We start from the raw sequence: 15656 nt of genomic DNA, 5'->3' as shown, positions 1-15656 counted from the left end.
CGACACCGCACCGGGCCTGACGACCCGACCTCAGCGCGGGGCCAGCGTCACCCGACGTCGCCGTCGACGTACAGCCAGCGGCGGCCGTCCGGACCGCCCACGTCGCCCGGCACCTGCTCACGCACGAACCGGCTGACCTCGTGCAGCACTCCGGCGCCGTCGGCCGAGCGGTGGTGCGCCGCGAACTCGACCACGCCGTCGTCGTCGAACGGGCCGCCGGCACGGGTGCCGAGCACGTCGAGCCGGTACCAGCGGGTGCCGGGGTCGAGCTCGAGGTCGCCCGGCCGGGTCGAGGGGTGCCAGGTCGCGAGCAGCCACGCCTCGTCGTGCAGGGCGAACGCGGTGAAGCGGCTGCGCATGAGGCGCTCGGCGGTCGGGGCGGGCCGCTCGCCGCGGAGCAGCGGGCCGCAGCAGGCCCCGAAGGTCTCGCCGCTCAGGCAGGGGCAGCGGGTGGCGTCGTCCATGGCGACCATCCTGCCGCGTCGGCGGCCACCCGACCGCGGCTCGACCGCGGCCCGACCCGCGCCTCCCCCGTCCCGGGGCTCCCCGAACTGGGCGTCGCCCGGGAGCCCGCTGTGCTGCCACGCTGGGCGCATGTTCCCCGACGACCGTGCCGCCCGCCCCGTGCACGAGCCCGCGCTCGTGTTCGCGCACGTGCGCGCCCGGCTCGACGGCGCCGCGGCCCTCGACGGCGACCGCACCCGGGCGGGGGCGCTCGCCCGTCGCGCGCACCTGCCCCGGCTCTCCGCGGCGAGGACGGCCCGCACCCTGGCCGCGAACGGCTTCCGCACCGACGCCGGCGACCTCGTGCTCGCCGCCGACCTCAAGCGCGACGGCACGGTGCTGACCGACTTCACCGGCACGATCCTGCTCGAGTCCCTCTCGCTCGGCCGCCGCTTCTACGGCCTCTGGGTCGAGCCGACGGCGCCGACCCCCGACCAGTGGGCGAGCGTCACCGGCATGTTCGACCGCCTCGGCCGCCTGCTCGACGCGCGGCTCTGCCCGGTCGACGAGCTCAGCTCCTAGCCACGCCCGACAGCGCCCCCGGCAGTACGCTCCCCCCATGTACGCCCTGCCCGCGGGAGCGCTCCGCCTCGTCCACCTCAGCGACACCCACCTCTCCGGCGACGGCAGCCTGCACCAGGGGGTCGTCGACACGACCGCGGCGCTCGACCGCGTCCTCGCCGAGGCCGACCGGGTCGAGGGGGTGCGGCTGCTCGTGGGCTCGGGCGACCTGTCGGACGACGGCACCCGCGACTCCTACGCCCTGCTGCGCGGGCGCCTCGAGACGTGGGCGGGCCGTCGTGACGCCGCGGTCGTGCTGGCCCCGGGCAACCACGACGTGCGCGAGGGCTTCGGCGCCGTGCTCGGCGACGGGCACGGCGGGCCGGCGCCCGACTCCGTCGAGGTGCCGATCGACGGGGTGACCGACCTCGACGGGTGGCGCGTGGTGACGCTCGACAGCTCGGTGCCGCGGGCGGGCTGGGGCTCGCTCCGCCCCGCGCAGCTCGCCCGGCTCGGCGAGCTGCTGGCGACGCCGGCCGAGCGCGGCACGGTGCTCGTGCTGCACCACCCGCCCGTGCCCGCACCGACGACGCTGCACGAGTCGCTGGCGCTGCAGGCCCCGGAGGCGCTGGGCGCGGTGATCGAGGGAACGGACGTCCGCGTCGTCCTGGCCGGGCACTACCACCACCACATCGTCGGCTCGCTGGCCGGGGTGCCCGTGCTCGTGGCGCCGGGCGTGACGAACGAGACCGACGTCGCGGCGCCCCACGGCACCGAGCGGGCGGTGCGGGGCTCGGCCTTCCTCGTCGTCGACGTGCTGGCCGAGGGCCCGGTGCGCTCGACCGTGGTGCGGGCGCACGCCCGCGGCGACGGCGAGGAGGTCTTCGTGCTCGACGAGGAGGCGGTGCGCCGCATCGCCGCGGAGGCCGGCCCGGCCGCTCCGCCGCGCTGAGCACCCGCGCGCAGGCCGTGCTCCGGCCCGCGCCGCGCCCAGGCGCCCGGCGTACGCTCGACGCAGCACCCGGGGGCCGTCGTCGCCCCCGCCCCGGACAGGAAGAGAGCCCGCATGCGCGTGGTCGTCGTCGGAGCCACGGGCAACCTGGGCACCGCCCTGCTGACCCGGCTCCAGGCCGAGCCCGAGGTGACCGAGCTCGCGGGCGTCGCCCGCCGGGCGCCCCGCACCGCCTCGCCGCCCTACGGGGGCGCCGCCTGGTTCTCGATCGACGTCGGCGACGACGTCGCGGTGGCGCAGCTCGCGCACGCCTTCGAGGGCGCCGACGCCGTCGTCCACCTGGGCTGGGCCCTGCAGCCCAGCCACGACCGTGACGGCATGTGGCGCACCAACGTGACCGGCACCTCCCACGTCCTCGCCGCGGCGGTGCGCGCCGGCGTGCCGCACGTGCTCGCGGCCTCGTCGGTCGGTGCCTACAGCCGCGGCCCCAAGCGCCGCCGCGTCGACGAGACCCACCGGACGAAGGGCGTGCGCCGCTCGAGCTACTCCCGGCAGAAGGCCGCCAACGAGCGCGCGTTCGACGACTTCGAGCGCGAGCACCCGGAGGTGACCCTCACCCGGATGCGCCCCGGCCTGGTCTTCCAGCCGGCCGCCGCGAGCGAGATCGTCGGCCTCTTCCTCGGCCGCTGGGTGCCCACGCGCTGGATGCAGCGTCACCGCCTCCCCTTCCTCCCGCTCGCCCCGCGCTTCGTGTCGCAGGTCGTCCACGCCGACGACGTCGCCGACGCGTTCTGGCGTGCCGTCGACCGACAGGCCGGAGGCGCGTTCAACCTGGCCGCGGAGCCGGTGGTCACCCCGGAGCACGTCGCCGAGGCCTTCGGCACGCGCCTGCTGCCCGTGCCGTACCGGGCGATGCGTGCCCTCGTCTCGGTCACCTGGCTGCTGCGCCTGCAGCCGACGGAGCCGGGCTGGCTCGACATCGCGGCGAAGATCCCGGTCATGTCGACCGACCGTGCGCGCCGCGTGCTCGGCTGGGCGCCGCGGCACAGCTCCGACGCGACGCTCCGCGAGTTCGCCCGCGCGGTCGCCTTCCGCGACTCGCACGACGGCTCGCACCCGCTCAGCGGCTGACGGCATCGACAGCGGCTGGCGGCTGCTGGTGGCCGCGGCGGCTGGCTGGGCACCACCCGGACGCCCGCGGGCGACCGCGGCGTAGCGTCACGGCATGACCAACGACGATCACTCCAAGGGCCTCGACGAGGCGACCGAGACCACCGACGACCCGACGTTCGACAGCCCGCGCAGCGACGGCACGATCCGCGAGATGCAGTCGACCGAGCCGGGCGACTCGCCGGCGATGGACGACGACGAGATCGACTCCGACGCCGTGAAGACCCTGCCGGGCACCGGCGGACCGGACGACGTGGGCGAGATCGAGGTCGATCCCTCCGAGCTCAACCTGTCGGGGGACTCGATCCCGGGGCACCCGAAGCCCGAGTAGGCCGCTGCACCGCCGCGTGGCCCCGGCTCGTGGTGGTCCCCCACAGGAGACGCCCCTGCGTGTGAAGCTCCGCACCCTGTGGGGAACCACGAGCCGGCCTAGGCGGGCACAGCCCACGGTACGGCGTCGAACTGGGAGCCACCAGGGGTTGCGTACCCCAGAAAAAGCTGATCAGCACCCTTTTTTAGCTAGACGGCCTAACGAGGCTGTCTAGCGACCCACCGGGGCTGCGGGCGGACAGGTGCTCGGCGTGCGGCTCCGGGAGGTCCTGGCCCGACCCGACCCGCGACTCCTATGCTGACGACGTGACCGACTCCCCCGCCTCCGCGCCCGTCCTCGTGCTGATCGACAAGGTCACGGCGGGGGGACCGCCCCTGGCCGAGGGCGAGACGGGCTGGCACGTCGTCGACGCGCACGATCCCGTCATCGACGTCGCCGACCTCGGCGTGACGCGGGGCGACGGCGTCTTCGAGGGGCTGGGGGTCGCCGACGGCGCGATCCAGGCCCTCGAGCCCCACCTGCGGCGCCTCGCCCGGTCCGCCGCGATGCTCGACCTGCCCGAGCTCGACCTCGACGTGGTCCGCGAGGCCTGCCTGGCCTCGGCGCGGCTGCACGCGCCCGCGCCGTTCCTCCTGCAGAAGCTCGTCGTCACCCGCGGCGTCGAGGGCGGCGACGGCACGCCCACCGCGTGGGTGCGCACCGACGCGATGCCCGACCACTCGCACGAACGCCGCGACGGCATCGCCGTGGTCGCGCTCGACCGCGGCTACCGCCACGACGTCGCGCAGACCTCGCCCTGGCTGCTGCAGGGCGCCAAGACGCTCTCGTACGCCGTCAACAAGAGCGTGCTGCGCGAGGCCGCCCGCCGCGGGGCCGACGACGTGATCTTCGTCAGCAGCGACGGCTACGCGCTCGAGGGCCCCTCGGCGTCGCTGATCGCGCGCTTCGGCGACCGGTTCGTCACGCCGAGCACCGACCAGGGCATCCTCGAGGGCACGACGCAGGCCGCGGTCTTCGAGACGCTCGAGGCCCTCGGCCACGAGACGGCGTACGAGCTGCTGCCGATGGAGAGCGTCCGCGCGGCCGACGCCCTCTGGCTCGCGTCGAGCGGTCGGCAGATCTCGCCGATCTCGTCGCTCGACGGCGTCCCCGTCGCGTTCGACCGCGACTTCTCGCAGGACCTCGCCGACGCCATGGAGGCGCGGCGCGACTAGCGGCGCCGTGCGGCGCGGCGGCCGAGGAGGAGGCCGAGGCGGAGGCCGAGCGCGACCATGCCGATCGCGAGGACGAAGTGCAGCCAGTCGTCGGCCGAGTTCAGCGGCACGAAGTTGGCCTGGCTCTCCTTGTCGATGACGAGGCCGTAGATCCAGAGCACGGCGTAGACGACGCCGCCCACGATCAGGTACAGGCGGGCGCTGCGCACGGCGCGGGCCAGGGCGACGCCGAGCACGCCGAAGAGCAGGTGCACGACGTTGTGCAGCACCGAGACCTGGAAGACCCCGAGCAGCAGGGCTCCCGAGCCGTGGCCGGCGCCGTGCAGCTCGCCGACGTTCGTCGTGAGGCCGGGGATGAACCCGGCCAGCCCCACGACGAGGAAGACGACGCCGACGACGAGCGAGGCCTTCTGCACGGGGGTCTCGGCGAAGCGGTGACGGGCGGTGGTGGTCCGAGCTGAGGTGCTCATGGGGACCTCCTTCGTGGTGGGCCCTGGTGGTCGGTCCCGTCCCATGAAGGCCGCCCGGCTCGGCGGTGTCCGGGCCTTGACAGGGGCGCGGAGCACGGGGCGCGCGCGGGCGGGCGAGCGGACGGACGAGCCCGGGGAGGGTCCGGCCTGAGGCCGACGTGCGGCCCCGGCGAGGCCCCGCGAGGGTGCCGGGTGTCCTGGCGGGGTACACCGGTATCCACGAAGCGAACGTTCATGGCGCTAACTAGTTTCTCTAGACATCTGCGTGCCACACTCGTCTCGACGCCGATTCACGGCGGCGTCACCAGCCCCGAGTTCCCCTCTAGGCGTTCGCAGGACCGCCAGGAATGAGATGAACATGACCACCCCGCTGCACCCCTCCGCCCGCCAGCTCGCCGGCCTCACGGCCGAGCAGCTCGTCGGCCACGTCCGGTCGCGCGTCGACGTCACGAGCGACAGCTCCTACCTCCGCGACGAGCGCGTGCCCGCCGCCCGCATCCACCCCTACCCCAAGCGTCGCCGCCTGTCGTCGGAGCCGACGACCGTGCACGTTGACGCTGCCCCCGCCGCGGTCGCCGAGCCGACCTACGCGGACTTCCTGCGGCTCGAGACGTCGCGCCAGCCCGCGACCGCGTAGCGGGCCGCCGCGCCGCACGACGGAGGGCGGGTGCCCGTCGCCGGGTCGATCTCGATCGACCACGGCGACGGGCACCCGCCCTTCGTCGTGCCCCCTCCGACGACGCGGGGGGCGGGAGCGGAGGCGGGGGCACGGCCACCGGGGTCTCCCCCCGGTGGCCGGCCCGCGCCTCCGGCAGGCCCCCTAGGAGGCGCGGCTCCGCAGCAGCGTGAAGCTCGCGTCGCGCACGAGCAGCGTGGTCACCGGGCCCTCGACCATCTGGTCGGGGTCGCTCGAGCTGGCCAGCTCCCACTCGCCGTGGGGCGCCTCGGGCACCTGGAACTCGACGACGCTCGTCGAGCCGTTGGTGAGGAAGGCGAAGGCGTCGGCGTCCTTGTGCGTCAGCACGAACGTGATCGCCTTGTTCTCGCCCTGCTGCCAGTCGCCGCTCGAGAACGAGTGGTCGTCGGCCCGGCGCACCTGCACGTGGTCGTCGCTCTCGACCTCGGGGGCGTAGCGGAACCAGTCGGGGCGCAGCGCGGCGTTCTCGCGACGGAGCGTGATGAGCTCGCGCGTGAACTCGAGCAGCTCGAGGTCGGCCTGCTCCCAGTCGAACCACGAGATCTCGCTGTCCTGGCAGTAGGCGTTGTTGTTGCCGCCCTGGCTGCGCGCGATCTCGTCGCCGCCGAGGATCATCGGCACGCCCGCGCTGACGAGCAGCGTGCCCAGGAAGTTGCGGCGCTGACGGTCGCGGTACGCGTTGACGGCACCGTCGTCGGTCGGGCCCTCGATGCCGCCGTTGAACGACTTGTTGTCGCTCTCGCCGTCCTGGTTGTCCTCGCCGTTGGCCTCGTTGTGCTTCTCCTGGTACATCGTCAGGTCGGCGAGGGTGAACCCGTCGTGGGCCGTGACGAAGTTGACGCTGGAGAGCGGCGAGCGCCGCGAGTCCTCGTAGACGTCGGGGCTGCCGAGCACGCGGTCGGAGAAGGTCGACAGCACGCCGGGCTCGCCGTTCCAGAACTCGCGGACGTCGTCGCGGAACTTGCCGTTCCACTCCGACCAGTCGGCCGGGAAGCCGCCGACCTGGTAGCCCGCGGTGTCCCAGGGCTCGGCGATCATCTTGACGCTCTTCAGCACCGGGTCCTGGTGGATGAGCGTGAGGAAGGCGCTGTGCTCGCTCGCCTCGCCGCCCTGGCGGGTCAGCGTGGTGGCGAGGTCGAAGCGGAAGCCGTCGACGTGCATCTCGGTCACCCAGTAGCGGAGGCTGTCCATGATGAGGGCGAGCGCGGCGGGGTGGCTGACGTTGAGGCTGTTGCCGGTGCCGGTGGTGTCGAAGTAGGCCGACTCCTCGCCCTCGACGAGACGGTAGAAGGCCGCGTTGTCGATGCCCTTGAACGACAGGGTCGGGCCCATGTGGTTGCCCTCGGCGGTGTGGTTGTAGACGACGTCCATCCACACCTCGAGGCCGGCCTCGTGGAAGGCCTTGACCATGGCCTTGAACTCGGCGACCTGGCCGCCGCGGGTGCCGGCGGCCTTCGAGGCGTACTCGTCGTGCGGGGCGAAGAAGCCGATGGAGTTGTAGCCCCAGTAGTTGCGGAGGCCCTTCTCCTCGAGGTGGCTGTCCTGCACGAACTGGTGCGTCGGCAGCAGCTCGACGGCGGTGACGCCGAGGTCGGTGAAGTACTTGATCGCGGCGGGGTGCGCGAGGCCCGCGTACGTGCCGCGGATCTCCTCCGGCACCTCGGGGTGCTGGCGCGTGAAGCCCTTCACGTGCACCTCGTAGACGACCGTCTCCTCGAGGGGCGTGAGCGGGCGCTCGTCGTCGCCCCAGTCGAAGCTGCGGTCGGCGATGACGCTGCGCGGCATGGCGGGGGCGGAGTCGGTGGTGTCCATCGTCTCGGGGTCGTCCATGTCGTGGCCGAAGACGGCCTGGCCCCAGTCGAAGGTGCCGTCGAGGGCGGTGGCCCACGGGTCGAGCAGCAGCTTGTGCTCGTTGTGGCGGAGGCCCGCAGCGGGGTCCCAGGGGCCTGCGACACGGAAGCCGTAGCGGCTGCCGACCCGCGCCTCCGGCACGACCGTGTGGAACACGTGGCCGGTGCGCTCGACGAGCTCGGTGCGGTGCTCGGCGCCGGGGGTGCCGTCGGCCGCGTCGTCGTCGAACAGGCAGAACCAGATGTGGTCGGCGGTCTCGGAGTACACGGCGACGTGGGCGCCGCCGCCGTCGAGGGGCGTGACGCCGAGGGGGTAGGGCTTGGAACGAGATGCGGTCATCACTCAGATGTACAGGAGCGCGGGAGGCGCGGGCCAAGCTGAGCGGTCAGCTCGCCCCCCGTACCCCTCCCCCCGCCCCCTCAAACCCGCCCCGCGCCTCCTCGCCCCCCTCCGGTCCTCGTCAAACCCGCGATCGGACATCGCACCCCGGTGCGCACGGGTGCGATGTCCGATCCCGGCTTCTTCCGTGACCCTCCCCAGCCCGGGAGGCGCCTCCCCCGTCCACAGGGCCACTCCCGTCAGCGGCGCTCCCGGCCGCGACTCGCGCACACTCGGGCATGGCCAGTCCCGATCCCACCCAGCTGCCCCTGCTGCGCGTCGCGACCCACGGCGACTCGTCCCGCGAAGCTCGGGCTCTGCGTCGCGGGGCCGAGCGTGGCCTGCTGCACCGCGTGCGCCGAGGCGTCTACGTCGACCTCGCCGACTGGACAGCGTTGGAGGCGCGGGGCAGGCACGTCGTGACGGTCCGTGCCAGCGTGGCCGGGGCGTCCCCGGGCATCGCGGTGTCGCACGAGTCGGCCGTCGCCCTCCATGGGCTCCCGACGGTGGGGCGCCGACTCGATGACATCGTCCGCACGATCGACGAGCACCGGACGACGGTCAAGCGCACGCCGACGTGCCTGGTCCGGCCGGGCCTCCTCACCGACGACGACGTCGTCGAGGTGGCGGGCGTCCGGGCCACCTCGCTGCTGAGGACGGCAGCCGACATGGCCAGGACCGCGTCGTTCGCCGAGGGGGTGCTCTGCGTGGACGCCGTCCTCCGCCGCGTCGTGCTGGGGGGCGAGCACCGCGATGGCCCCGACGTCGACGAGAGGCTGACGCAGGTCCGAGCAGAGCTCGTGTCCCGGGTCGGACCGCCCGGGCACAGGGGCGGGCGCGCGGCGAGGCGCATCATCGCCTTCGCGTCACCGTGGGCCGAGAACGGGGGCGAGTCGCTGCTGCGGATCGCCCTCCATGAGCTGGGAGTCGCGCAGCCCGTCCTCCAGAAGGTCTTCCGCCTGCACGGGCGCGTCGTCGCTCGCGCCGATGTCCAGCTCCCCGACGGGGCCGTGCTCGAGTTCGACGGCATGGAGAAGCTCGTCGACGGTCGCATGCTCGCCGGCCGCTCGACCGCCCAGGCGCTCCGCGAGCAGAAGGCACGTGACCGCGCCCTCCTCGCCCTGCCCGACGTGAGGACGGTCATCCACTGCGACTACGTCGACGTGGTCCGGCCTGAGCAGCTGGCGGAGCTGCTGAGGGCGGGCGGCGTCTCCCTCGATCCCCGGCGGATCCGGGCCGCTGCTCGTGCTGCCCGTGCCAGGTTCGACGGCGTCGGACCTCGATGAACCTCGTTCCGGACGAAGAACCCGTGCGCGCAGGGGTGTTTTGTCCGATCGCGGGTTCTTCGGGGACGACGCAGGGGACGGGACAGGGGACGGCGGCGGCGGGGGCGGCAACGGCGGCGGCGGCGGCGGGCTAGCTGACGTGCACGTCGGGGCGGCGGGAGCGGTTCGGCTCGGCGCGGCGGAGCACCTCGCGCGTCACCGGGGCGACCTCGCCGGCGCCCGTGACCAGGAACCGGCCCATGTTCGACAGCGGCCCGCCCTCGGTCCACTCGAAGTAGATGTCGGGCGCGACCCCGGTCTCGTCGCGGATCGCCAGCAGCACCGAGGCGAGCGTGTTCGGCACCGCGCCGCTCGTCACCCGCAGCACCCGGTAGCCGTGCACGACGTGTCCGGTGACGACGAGGTCCTCCTCGAAGTTCGACGAGTCGCCCGGGTGCACCTCGACGAAGATCACGGGCGCCCGCTGCGGGATCCCGCTGTAGCGCCGCTCCGCGGTCAGCTTCTTCTTGTAGATCTCGGCGACCTCGCGACCGGGCTCGTGCGCGATGAGCCGGATCGAGCCGTACTCGTCGGCGTCCTCCCGCACGTACCCCAGGGCCGTGTCGTCGAAGGTGATCGACGTCGCCCGCAGCTGGAACGACCGCCGCACCCGCGAGATGAGCGAGACCGCCATGATCCCCACGATGAAGATCGCGGCGATCCGCACGCCGTCGGGCCGCTCGACCACGTTGACGATCGTCGTGTAGACGAAGACGAGCGCGATGGCCCCGAAGCCGATCGTGCGCTTGCGCTGCCGGGCCCGTCGGGCCGAGAGCGTGACCGCGACGGAGGCGCTGGTGATCAACACGAGCACGCCCGTCGCGTAGGCCCCGCCCTGGGCGTCGACGTCCGCGTCGAACACGATGGTGATGACGAACGCGATCACCGTGAAGACCAGGACGAGCGGCCGCACGGCCCGGGCCCACTGCGGAGCCATGCCGTACCGGGGCAGGTAGCGCGGCACCAGGTTCAACAGCCCGGCCATGGCGGAGGCGCCGGCGAACCAGAGGATGCAGATGGTGCTGACGTCGTAGAGCGTGCCGAAGCCGTTGCCGAGGTACTCGTGCGCCAGGTACGCCAGGGCCCGGCCGTTCGCCGACCCTCCCGACTGGAACTCCTCCTGCGGGATGAGCAGCGTCGTGACGAAGCTCGACAGGATGAGGAACGAGCTCATGATCAGGGCGGCCGTGGTCAGCAGTCGCCGGGCGCCGCGGATGCGCCCGGTGGGCCGCTCGTCCGTGTCGTCGGGGTCGCCGGTGATCTGCGGCATGACCGCGACGCCGGTCTCGAAACCGGAGAGCCCGAGCGCGAGCTTCGGGAAGACGATCAGCGCGATGCCGACCATCACGACCGGGTTGCCGTGCTGAACCGTGAGCGCCTGCCACCAGTTGCCGATCACGACCGTGTTCTCGGCCACGTGGAAGATCGACACGGCGATCACGACGAGGTTCAGCACCAGGAAGACGCCGACCAGCACGACGGCGATGCCGATCGCCTCCTTGAACCCGCGGAGGAAGACCGCCGCGAGGAGGGCGACCAGGAAGAGCGTGATCGGCACCTCGGCTCCGTGGAACCACTCGGGCGTGAAGGGGTTCTCGACCGCGTGCGCCGTGGCGTCGGCCGCCGACAGCGTGATGGTGATCATGAAGTCGGTGGCCGCGAAGCCGAGCAGCACGAGCACGAACAGCTTGCCGCCCCACCAGGGCAGCAGGCGTTCGAGCATCGCGATCGAGCCCTCGCCGCGCGGGCTCTCGCGGGCGACGCGACGGTAGACGGGCAGCGCGCCGAGCAGCGTCAGCACCACGAGCACGATCGTGGCGAGCGGCGACAGGAGCCCCGCCGCGACGGCGGCGATGGCCGGCTGGTAGCCGAGGGTCGAGAAGTAGTCGACGCCGGTGAGGCACATGACGCGCCACCACGAGTGGGTCTTCTCCACCTTCTCGGCGTGCGGGCCCTGGTGGGCGCCGGAGTTCTCGGTCAGGCCGTCGAGCAGCCAGTTCCGGAGGCGCGCGCCGGCCACCGGGGTCGGCTGCGGTTCCAGCGCATCGGCGTCCCTGCCGGACTTCTCGGAGACTGTGGACACGGTCGGACCTCTCGCTCGCGCGGCCTCGGGACGGCGCGCGCACACAACGCTAAGCCCCGGTGGTGCGCCGGGAGCCGAGCGGGCGTGAGGATCGCGTTAGGACTCGGGGCGAGCCTCCCCCGCGGGGGTCTCGTCGGGCAGGAAGCGGTAGCCCATGCCGAGCTCGGTCACGAGGTAGCGCGGAGTCGGCGGCACGGGCTCGAGCTTCTTGCGCAGCTGCGCGAAGTAGAGGCGGAGGTACCCGGTGTCCTTCGCGTGGAACGGCCCCCACACCTGCGTCAGCAGGGTCTCGCGGGTGACGAGCTTGCCCGGGCTCTGCAGCAGCAGCTCGAGCACGCGCCACTCGGTCGGGGTGAGCCGCACCGTCTCGCCGCCCCGGGTGACGGTGGTCGACGAGAGGTCGACCCGCACGTCGCCGAAGGCCACGACGGGGGCGTCGTCGTCGCCGGGAGCGAGCCGCCGCGTGAGCGCCCGGAGCCGCGCCAGCAGCTCCTCCATCGCGAACGGCTTCGTCACGTAGTCGTCGGCGCCCGCGTCGAGCGCCTCGACCTTGTCGGCCGCGTCGGTGCGACCCGAGACCACGAGGATCGGCACGGTCGACCAGCCGCGGATGCCCGCGATCACCTCGACCCCGTCGAGCCGGGGCATGCCGAGGTCGAGCATCACCAGGTCGGGGCGGTGCGCGACGACCGCGTCGAGCGCCTCGCGGCCGTCGGCCGCGGTGTGGATCTCGTACCCCCGGGCCCCCAGGGTCACCTTGAGCGCCCGCAGGATCTGCGGGTCGTCGTCGGCGATCAGTATCTTCACGGCTCCTCCTCGCCGACCGTACCCGACGCCCGAGCCGCGGCGAGGGCCACCGGCGTAGGGATCCCGTCAGGATCGCCGGGGCCGTCGCCGTCGGGCAGCGAGACCACCATCGTCAGACCGCCGCCCGGGGTGTCGTCGAGGGTGAGCGTGCCCGACATCGCCTCGGTGAAGCCCTTGCTGAGCGCGAGCCCGAGGCCGAGGCCGGTCGCGTTGTCGGTGTCGCCGAGCCGCTGGAACGCCGTCATGATCTCGCCCCGCCGCTCGGGAGGGATGCCCGGCCCGCGGTCGACGACCCGCACCTCCACCCGGTCGGCGAAGCCGCTCGTCGAGATGCGCACCCGCTGCCCCTCCGGCGAGAACCGCAGGGCGTTGTCGAGCAGGTTGACCAGGACCCGCTGCAGCAGCACGCGGTCGGCCCGCACGGGCGGCACGGACGCCCGCAGCGCGAGCTCGACGTCGGCGGGGCCGAGCCCGAGCTCGTCGAGCGCCCCGAGCACGACCTCGTCGACGTCGACGTCGTCGGTCGAGACGGCGAGGGCGCCGGCCTGCACGCGGCTCACGTCGAGTAGGTTGGTCACGAGGGTGGCGAGCGACTCGAGGCTCTCGTACGCGGTCGAGAGCAGCTCGTCGCGGTCGGCGTCGCTCCAGTCGACGTCGGCCTGGCGCAGCCCGCTGATCGACGCCGTCGCCGCGGCCAGCGGGCGTCGGAGGTCGTGCCCCACGGCGGCGAGCAGGGCGCTCCGCATGCGGTCGACCTCGGCGAGCGGCGCCACCTGGCCGGCCTCGCGGCTCAGGGCGGAGTGCTCGAGCGCCGCCTCGACCTGCGCCGCGACCACCACGAGGAGGCGGCGGTCGGCGGCCTGGAGCCCGCCGCCGGTCAGCTCGAGGGCCGCCCCCGAGCCCGCGGGCAGCGTCGCGATCGAGTCGGAGTCGAGGGGCGGACCAGAGCGCTGGTCGGGGTGCGGAGCCGCCCCGGCGGCCCCGCCCGGGGCCACGGAGGACGCGAGCTCGACGTCGCCCTGCAGCACCCGCACCCGCGTCAGCCCCAGCGCCTCCCGCGTGCGCTCGACGAGCGCCTGCACGGCGTCCTGCCCGCGCAGCACGCTGCCCGAGACGGTGGCGAGCAGCTCGGTCTCGGCCAGGGCCCGCGCCGCCGCCCGGCTGCGCCGGGCTGCCTGGTCGACGACCCAGCTGACCAGCGCGGCGTTGACGACGTAGAGCACCAGCGCGAGGAAGTGCAGGGGCTCGGCGATCGTCAGCTCGTAGACGGGCGCGATGAAGAGGAGGTCGAGCGCCACGCCCGACAGCAGGGCCGCGACGAGCGCGGGCCAGAGGCCCCCGACGACGGCCACCACGATGACGAGCAGCTGGAAGAGCAGCACGTCGCCCGCGATGCCGTCCTCGCTGCGGTGCCCGACCAGCAGCCACGCCAGCAGCGGGCCGCCGAGCAGCGTGAGGGCGAAGCCGGCGAGGACGCGCCCGCGCGACAGGGCACCGCCGATGCGCGGCAGCGCCCAGCCCCGCCCCGCCGAGCCGTGGTTGACGATGTGCACGTCGATCTGGCCGGACTCGCGGATGACGGTGGCGCCGATGCCCTGGCCCGTGAGCGCCGTCGCGAGGCGCCCCCGCCGGCTGACGCCGATGACCAGCTGCGACGCGTTCGTGCCGCGGGCGAACTCGACGAGGGCCCGGGGCACGTCGTCGCCGACGACCTGGTGGTAGGTGCCGCCGAGCTTCTCGACGAGGGCGCGCTGCGCCGCGAGCGCTCCCGGCACGCCCTGCCGCAGGCCGTCCTGGCTGCTGACGTGCACGGCGATGAGCTCTCCCCCGGCCGACCGCGCGGCGATGCGGGCCGCCCGCCGCACGAGGGTCTCGCCCTCGGCACCGCCGGTGAGCGCGACGACGACCCTCTCCCGGGCCTCCCACGGGCTGTCGATGCCGTGCTCGACCCGGTAGGCCTTGAGGGCGCTGTCGACCTCGTCGGCGAGCCAGAGCAGCGCCAGCTCGCGGAGGGCGGTGAGGTTGCCGAGCCGGAAGTAGTTCGAGAGGGCGGCGTCGACGCGCGAGGCGGGGTAGACGTCGCCCGCCGCCAGGCGGTCGCGCAGCGCCTGGGGCGCGAGGTCGACCACCTCGAGCTGGTCGGCCGACCGGAGGACGGCGTCGGGCACGGTCTCGCGCTGCACCGTGCCGGTGATCTGCTCGACGACGTCGTTGAGCGACTCGATGTGCTGCACGTTGACGGTCGAGATCACGGAGATGCCGGCGTCGAGCAGCACCTGCACGTCACGCCAGCGCTTGTCGTGCGTGCCACCCGGGGCGTTCGTGTGGGCGAGCTCGTCGACGAGCGCGAGCTGGGGCCGACGGGCGAGCACGCCCTCGAGGTCCATCTCGTCGAGCTCGACGCCGCGGTGGTCGACGACGCGACGCGGGACGACCTCGAGATCGCCGAGCACCGAGGCCGTCGCGGCGCGGCCGTGCGTCTCGACGACCGCGACGACGACGTCCTTGCCCTCGTCGCGCAGCCGACGCCCCTCCTCGAGCATCGTGTAGGTCTTGCCCACCCCCGGTGCCGCGCCGAGCAGCACCCGCAGTCGTCCTCGTGTCATGCGCTCAGCATCGCACCCGCGCACGACCGGGGCGTCGGGGGCCCGTCGCGCCGGGGACGACCTCGCGAAGCGTCCGCCTGGGGAGGACGCACGTCGAGCGCTAGGGTCGGCCCATGCGCCCCGGCCCCGTCACGATCGTCTACCGTCTCGTCTTCGCGGCGCTCACCCTCACGGCGGTGGCCGCGCAGTTCCGGGTCACGCTCGTGAACGACTCCTCGATCGCGAACTTCTTCTCGTACTTCACGAACCTCAGCAACCTGCTCGCGACCGTGGTGTTCACGGTCGGGGCGATCAGGGTCGCCCGCGGCACCCCCGACTCCCGCGCCTGGTCGGTCGTGCGGGCCGGCACCGTCGTCGCCATGGTCTTCGTCGGGATCGTCTTCAACGTGCTGCTGGCCGGCCTCGACGTCGGGGCCCTCGTGCCGTGGGTCAACGTCGTGGTGCACATGCTGATGCCGGTGGCGGTGCTGGTCGACTGGGTCGTGTGGCCTCCCGAGCGGCGCCTGCCCTGGTGGGCGGCCGCGGTCTGCCTCGTCTATCCGGTCGTCTACAGCGTGTACTCGCTCGTCCGCGGAGCGGTCATCGGGTTCTACCCGTACCCGTTCTACGACCCGTCGGCAGTCGGCGGGGCGGGCGGAGTCGCGCTCTACCTGGTGGTGCTGGTCGTCGCCCTGGCGGTGCTGGCGACGCTGGTCGTGCTCGTCGGCCGCCGCCGCCGGACGAGCACCACGCCGACGCCCTGAGCACGGCCACCCTCGACACGGACA

The 15656-nt window shown here is 73.6% G+C and carries 14 protein-coding genes; 8 read left to right on the top strand and 6 right to left on the bottom strand.

Going from position 1 to position 15656, the window contains the following annotated elements:
- Positions 1–47: 47 nt before the first annotated feature.
- Positions 48–464, bottom strand: a complete 417-nt coding sequence (locus IFT72_RS12375; protein ID WP_056052123.1) for a YchJ family protein — start codon at positions 462–464, stop codon at positions 48–50.
- 130 nt (positions 465–594) lie between these two features.
- Between IFT72_RS12375 and IFT72_RS12370 the strand changes: the two genes are divergently transcribed.
- The 5 genes from IFT72_RS12370 to IFT72_RS12350 all read left to right on the top strand — a co-directional run bounded on the left by IFT72_RS12370 (position 595) and on the right by IFT72_RS12350 (position 4672).
- Positions 595–1026 (top strand): hypothetical protein, encoded by a 432-nt coding sequence (locus IFT72_RS12370; RefSeq protein ID WP_056052120.1) that lies wholly within the window; start codon positions 595–597, stop codon positions 1024–1026.
- Positions 1027–1063: 37 nt separating this feature from the next.
- The gene (locus IFT72_RS12365; RefSeq protein WP_192046624.1) at positions 1064–1957 is read left to right on the top strand and encodes a metallophosphoesterase; all 894 of its coding nucleotides are present in this window, start codon (positions 1064–1066) and stop codon (positions 1955–1957) included.
- Positions 1958–2071: 114 nt separating this feature from the next.
- On the top strand, positions 2072–3088 hold the full coding sequence (locus IFT72_RS12360; protein ID WP_192046623.1) for an NAD-dependent epimerase/dehydratase family protein: 1017 nt from the start codon (positions 2072–2074) through the stop codon (positions 3086–3088).
- Between the two features lie 94 nt (positions 3089–3182).
- Positions 3183–3458, top strand: a complete 276-nt coding sequence (locus IFT72_RS12355; protein WP_167257815.1) for a hypothetical protein — start codon at positions 3183–3185, stop codon at positions 3456–3458.
- 305 nt (positions 3459–3763) lie between these two features.
- On the top strand, positions 3764–4672 hold the full coding sequence (locus IFT72_RS12350) for an aminodeoxychorismate lyase (RefSeq protein ID WP_371741289.1): 909 nt from the start codon (positions 3764–3766) through the stop codon (positions 4670–4672).
- Here IFT72_RS12350 and IFT72_RS12345 read toward each other — a convergent pair.
- Positions 4669–5142 (bottom strand): DUF4383 domain-containing protein, encoded by a 474-nt coding sequence (locus IFT72_RS12345; protein WP_192046622.1) that lies wholly within the window; start codon positions 5140–5142, stop codon positions 4669–4671. The genes IFT72_RS12350 and IFT72_RS12345 overlap by 4 nt on opposite strands.
- Before the next feature lie 358 nt (positions 5143–5500).
- Between IFT72_RS12345 and IFT72_RS12340 the strand changes: the two genes are divergently transcribed.
- Complete coding sequence (locus IFT72_RS12340) at positions 5501–5779, top strand: hypothetical protein (protein WP_192046621.1); 279 nt, start codon at positions 5501–5503, stop codon at positions 5777–5779.
- Positions 5780–5962: 183 nt separating this feature from the next.
- On the opposite strand, the gene glgX is transcribed toward IFT72_RS12340, so the two are convergent.
- Positions 5963–8029, bottom strand: a complete 2067-nt coding sequence (gene glgX / locus IFT72_RS12335; RefSeq protein ID WP_192046620.1) for a glycogen debranching protein GlgX — start codon at positions 8027–8029, stop codon at positions 5963–5965.
- Between the two features lie 278 nt (positions 8030–8307).
- On the opposite strand from glgX, the gene IFT72_RS12330 reads away from it, so the two are divergent.
- Complete coding sequence (locus tag IFT72_RS12330) at positions 8308–9354, top strand: hypothetical protein (RefSeq protein WP_056052101.1); 1047 nt, start codon at positions 8308–8310, stop codon at positions 9352–9354.
- A gap of 130 nt (positions 9355–9484) precedes the next feature.
- Here IFT72_RS12330 and IFT72_RS12325 read toward each other — a convergent pair whose 3' ends face one another.
- The 3 genes from IFT72_RS12325 to IFT72_RS12315 form a co-directional block, all read right to left on the bottom strand.
- A complete protein-coding gene (locus IFT72_RS12325; protein WP_056055491.1) occupies positions 9485–11434 on the bottom strand; it encodes an APC family permease in 1950 nt (649 codons plus the stop codon).
- Between the two features lie 138 nt (positions 11435–11572).
- Positions 11573–12283, bottom strand: coding sequence for a response regulator (locus tag IFT72_RS12320; protein ID WP_192046619.1), 711 nt, complete (start codon positions 12281–12283; stop codon positions 11573–11575).
- A complete protein-coding gene (locus IFT72_RS12315) occupies positions 12280–14889 on the bottom strand; it encodes an ATP-binding protein (protein ID WP_192046618.1) in 2610 nt (869 codons plus the stop codon). Before IFT72_RS12315 ends, IFT72_RS12320 begins: the two co-directional genes overlap by 4 nt.
- A gap of 113 nt (positions 14890–15002) precedes the next feature.
- Between IFT72_RS12315 and IFT72_RS12310 the strand changes: the two genes are divergently transcribed.
- Positions 15003–15632 carry a Pr6Pr family membrane protein gene (locus IFT72_RS12310; RefSeq protein WP_185231250.1) on the top strand — a complete coding sequence of 210 codons (630 nt, stop codon included), beginning with the start codon at positions 15003–15005 and terminating at the stop codon, positions 15630–15632.
- The last annotated feature ends 24 nt before the right edge of the window (positions 15633–15656 follow it).

Source organism: Frigoribacterium sp. CFBP 8754 (assembly GCF_014841815.1).
Classification (GTDB): Bacteria; Actinomycetota; Actinomycetes; order Actinomycetales; family Microbacteriaceae; genus Frigoribacterium; species Frigoribacterium endophyticum.
Note: the sequence above shows the minus strand (reverse complement) of the source record. Positions and strands in the feature narration are given on the sequence as shown.

Coding starts and splice junctions, on each gene's coding strand:
- IFT72_RS12315 (WP_192046618.1), bottom strand. CDS start 14,889: ATGACACGAGGACGACTGCGGGTGCTGCTCGGCGCGGCACCGGGGGTG.
- IFT72_RS12355 (WP_167257815.1), top strand. CDS start 3,183: ATGACCAACGACGATCACTCCAAGGGCCTCGACGAGGCGACCGAGACC.
- IFT72_RS12310 (WP_185231250.1), top strand. CDS start 15,003: ATGCGCCCCGGCCCCGTCACGATCGTCTACCGTCTCGTCTTCGCGGCG.
- IFT72_RS12375 (WP_056052123.1), bottom strand. CDS start 464: ATGGACGACGCCACCCGCTGCCCCTGCCTGAGCGGCGAGACCTTCGGG.
- IFT72_RS12365 (WP_192046624.1), top strand. CDS start 1,064: ATGTACGCCCTGCCCGCGGGAGCGCTCCGCCTCGTCCACCTCAGCGAC.
- IFT72_RS12340 (WP_192046621.1), top strand. CDS start 5,501: ATGACCACCCCGCTGCACCCCTCCGCCCGCCAGCTCGCCGGCCTCACG.
- IFT72_RS12330 (WP_056052101.1), top strand. CDS start 8,308: ATGGCCAGTCCCGATCCCACCCAGCTGCCCCTGCTGCGCGTCGCGACC.
- glgX (WP_192046620.1), bottom strand. CDS start 8,029: ATGACCGCATCTCGTTCCAAGCCCTACCCCCTCGGCGTCACGCCCCTC.
- IFT72_RS12345 (WP_192046622.1), bottom strand. CDS start 5,142: ATGAGCACCTCAGCTCGGACCACCACCGCCCGTCACCGCTTCGCCGAG.
- IFT72_RS12360 (WP_192046623.1), top strand. CDS start 2,072: ATGCGCGTGGTCGTCGTCGGAGCCACGGGCAACCTGGGCACCGCCCTG.
- IFT72_RS12370 (WP_056052120.1), top strand. CDS start 595: ATGTTCCCCGACGACCGTGCCGCCCGCCCCGTGCACGAGCCCGCGCTC.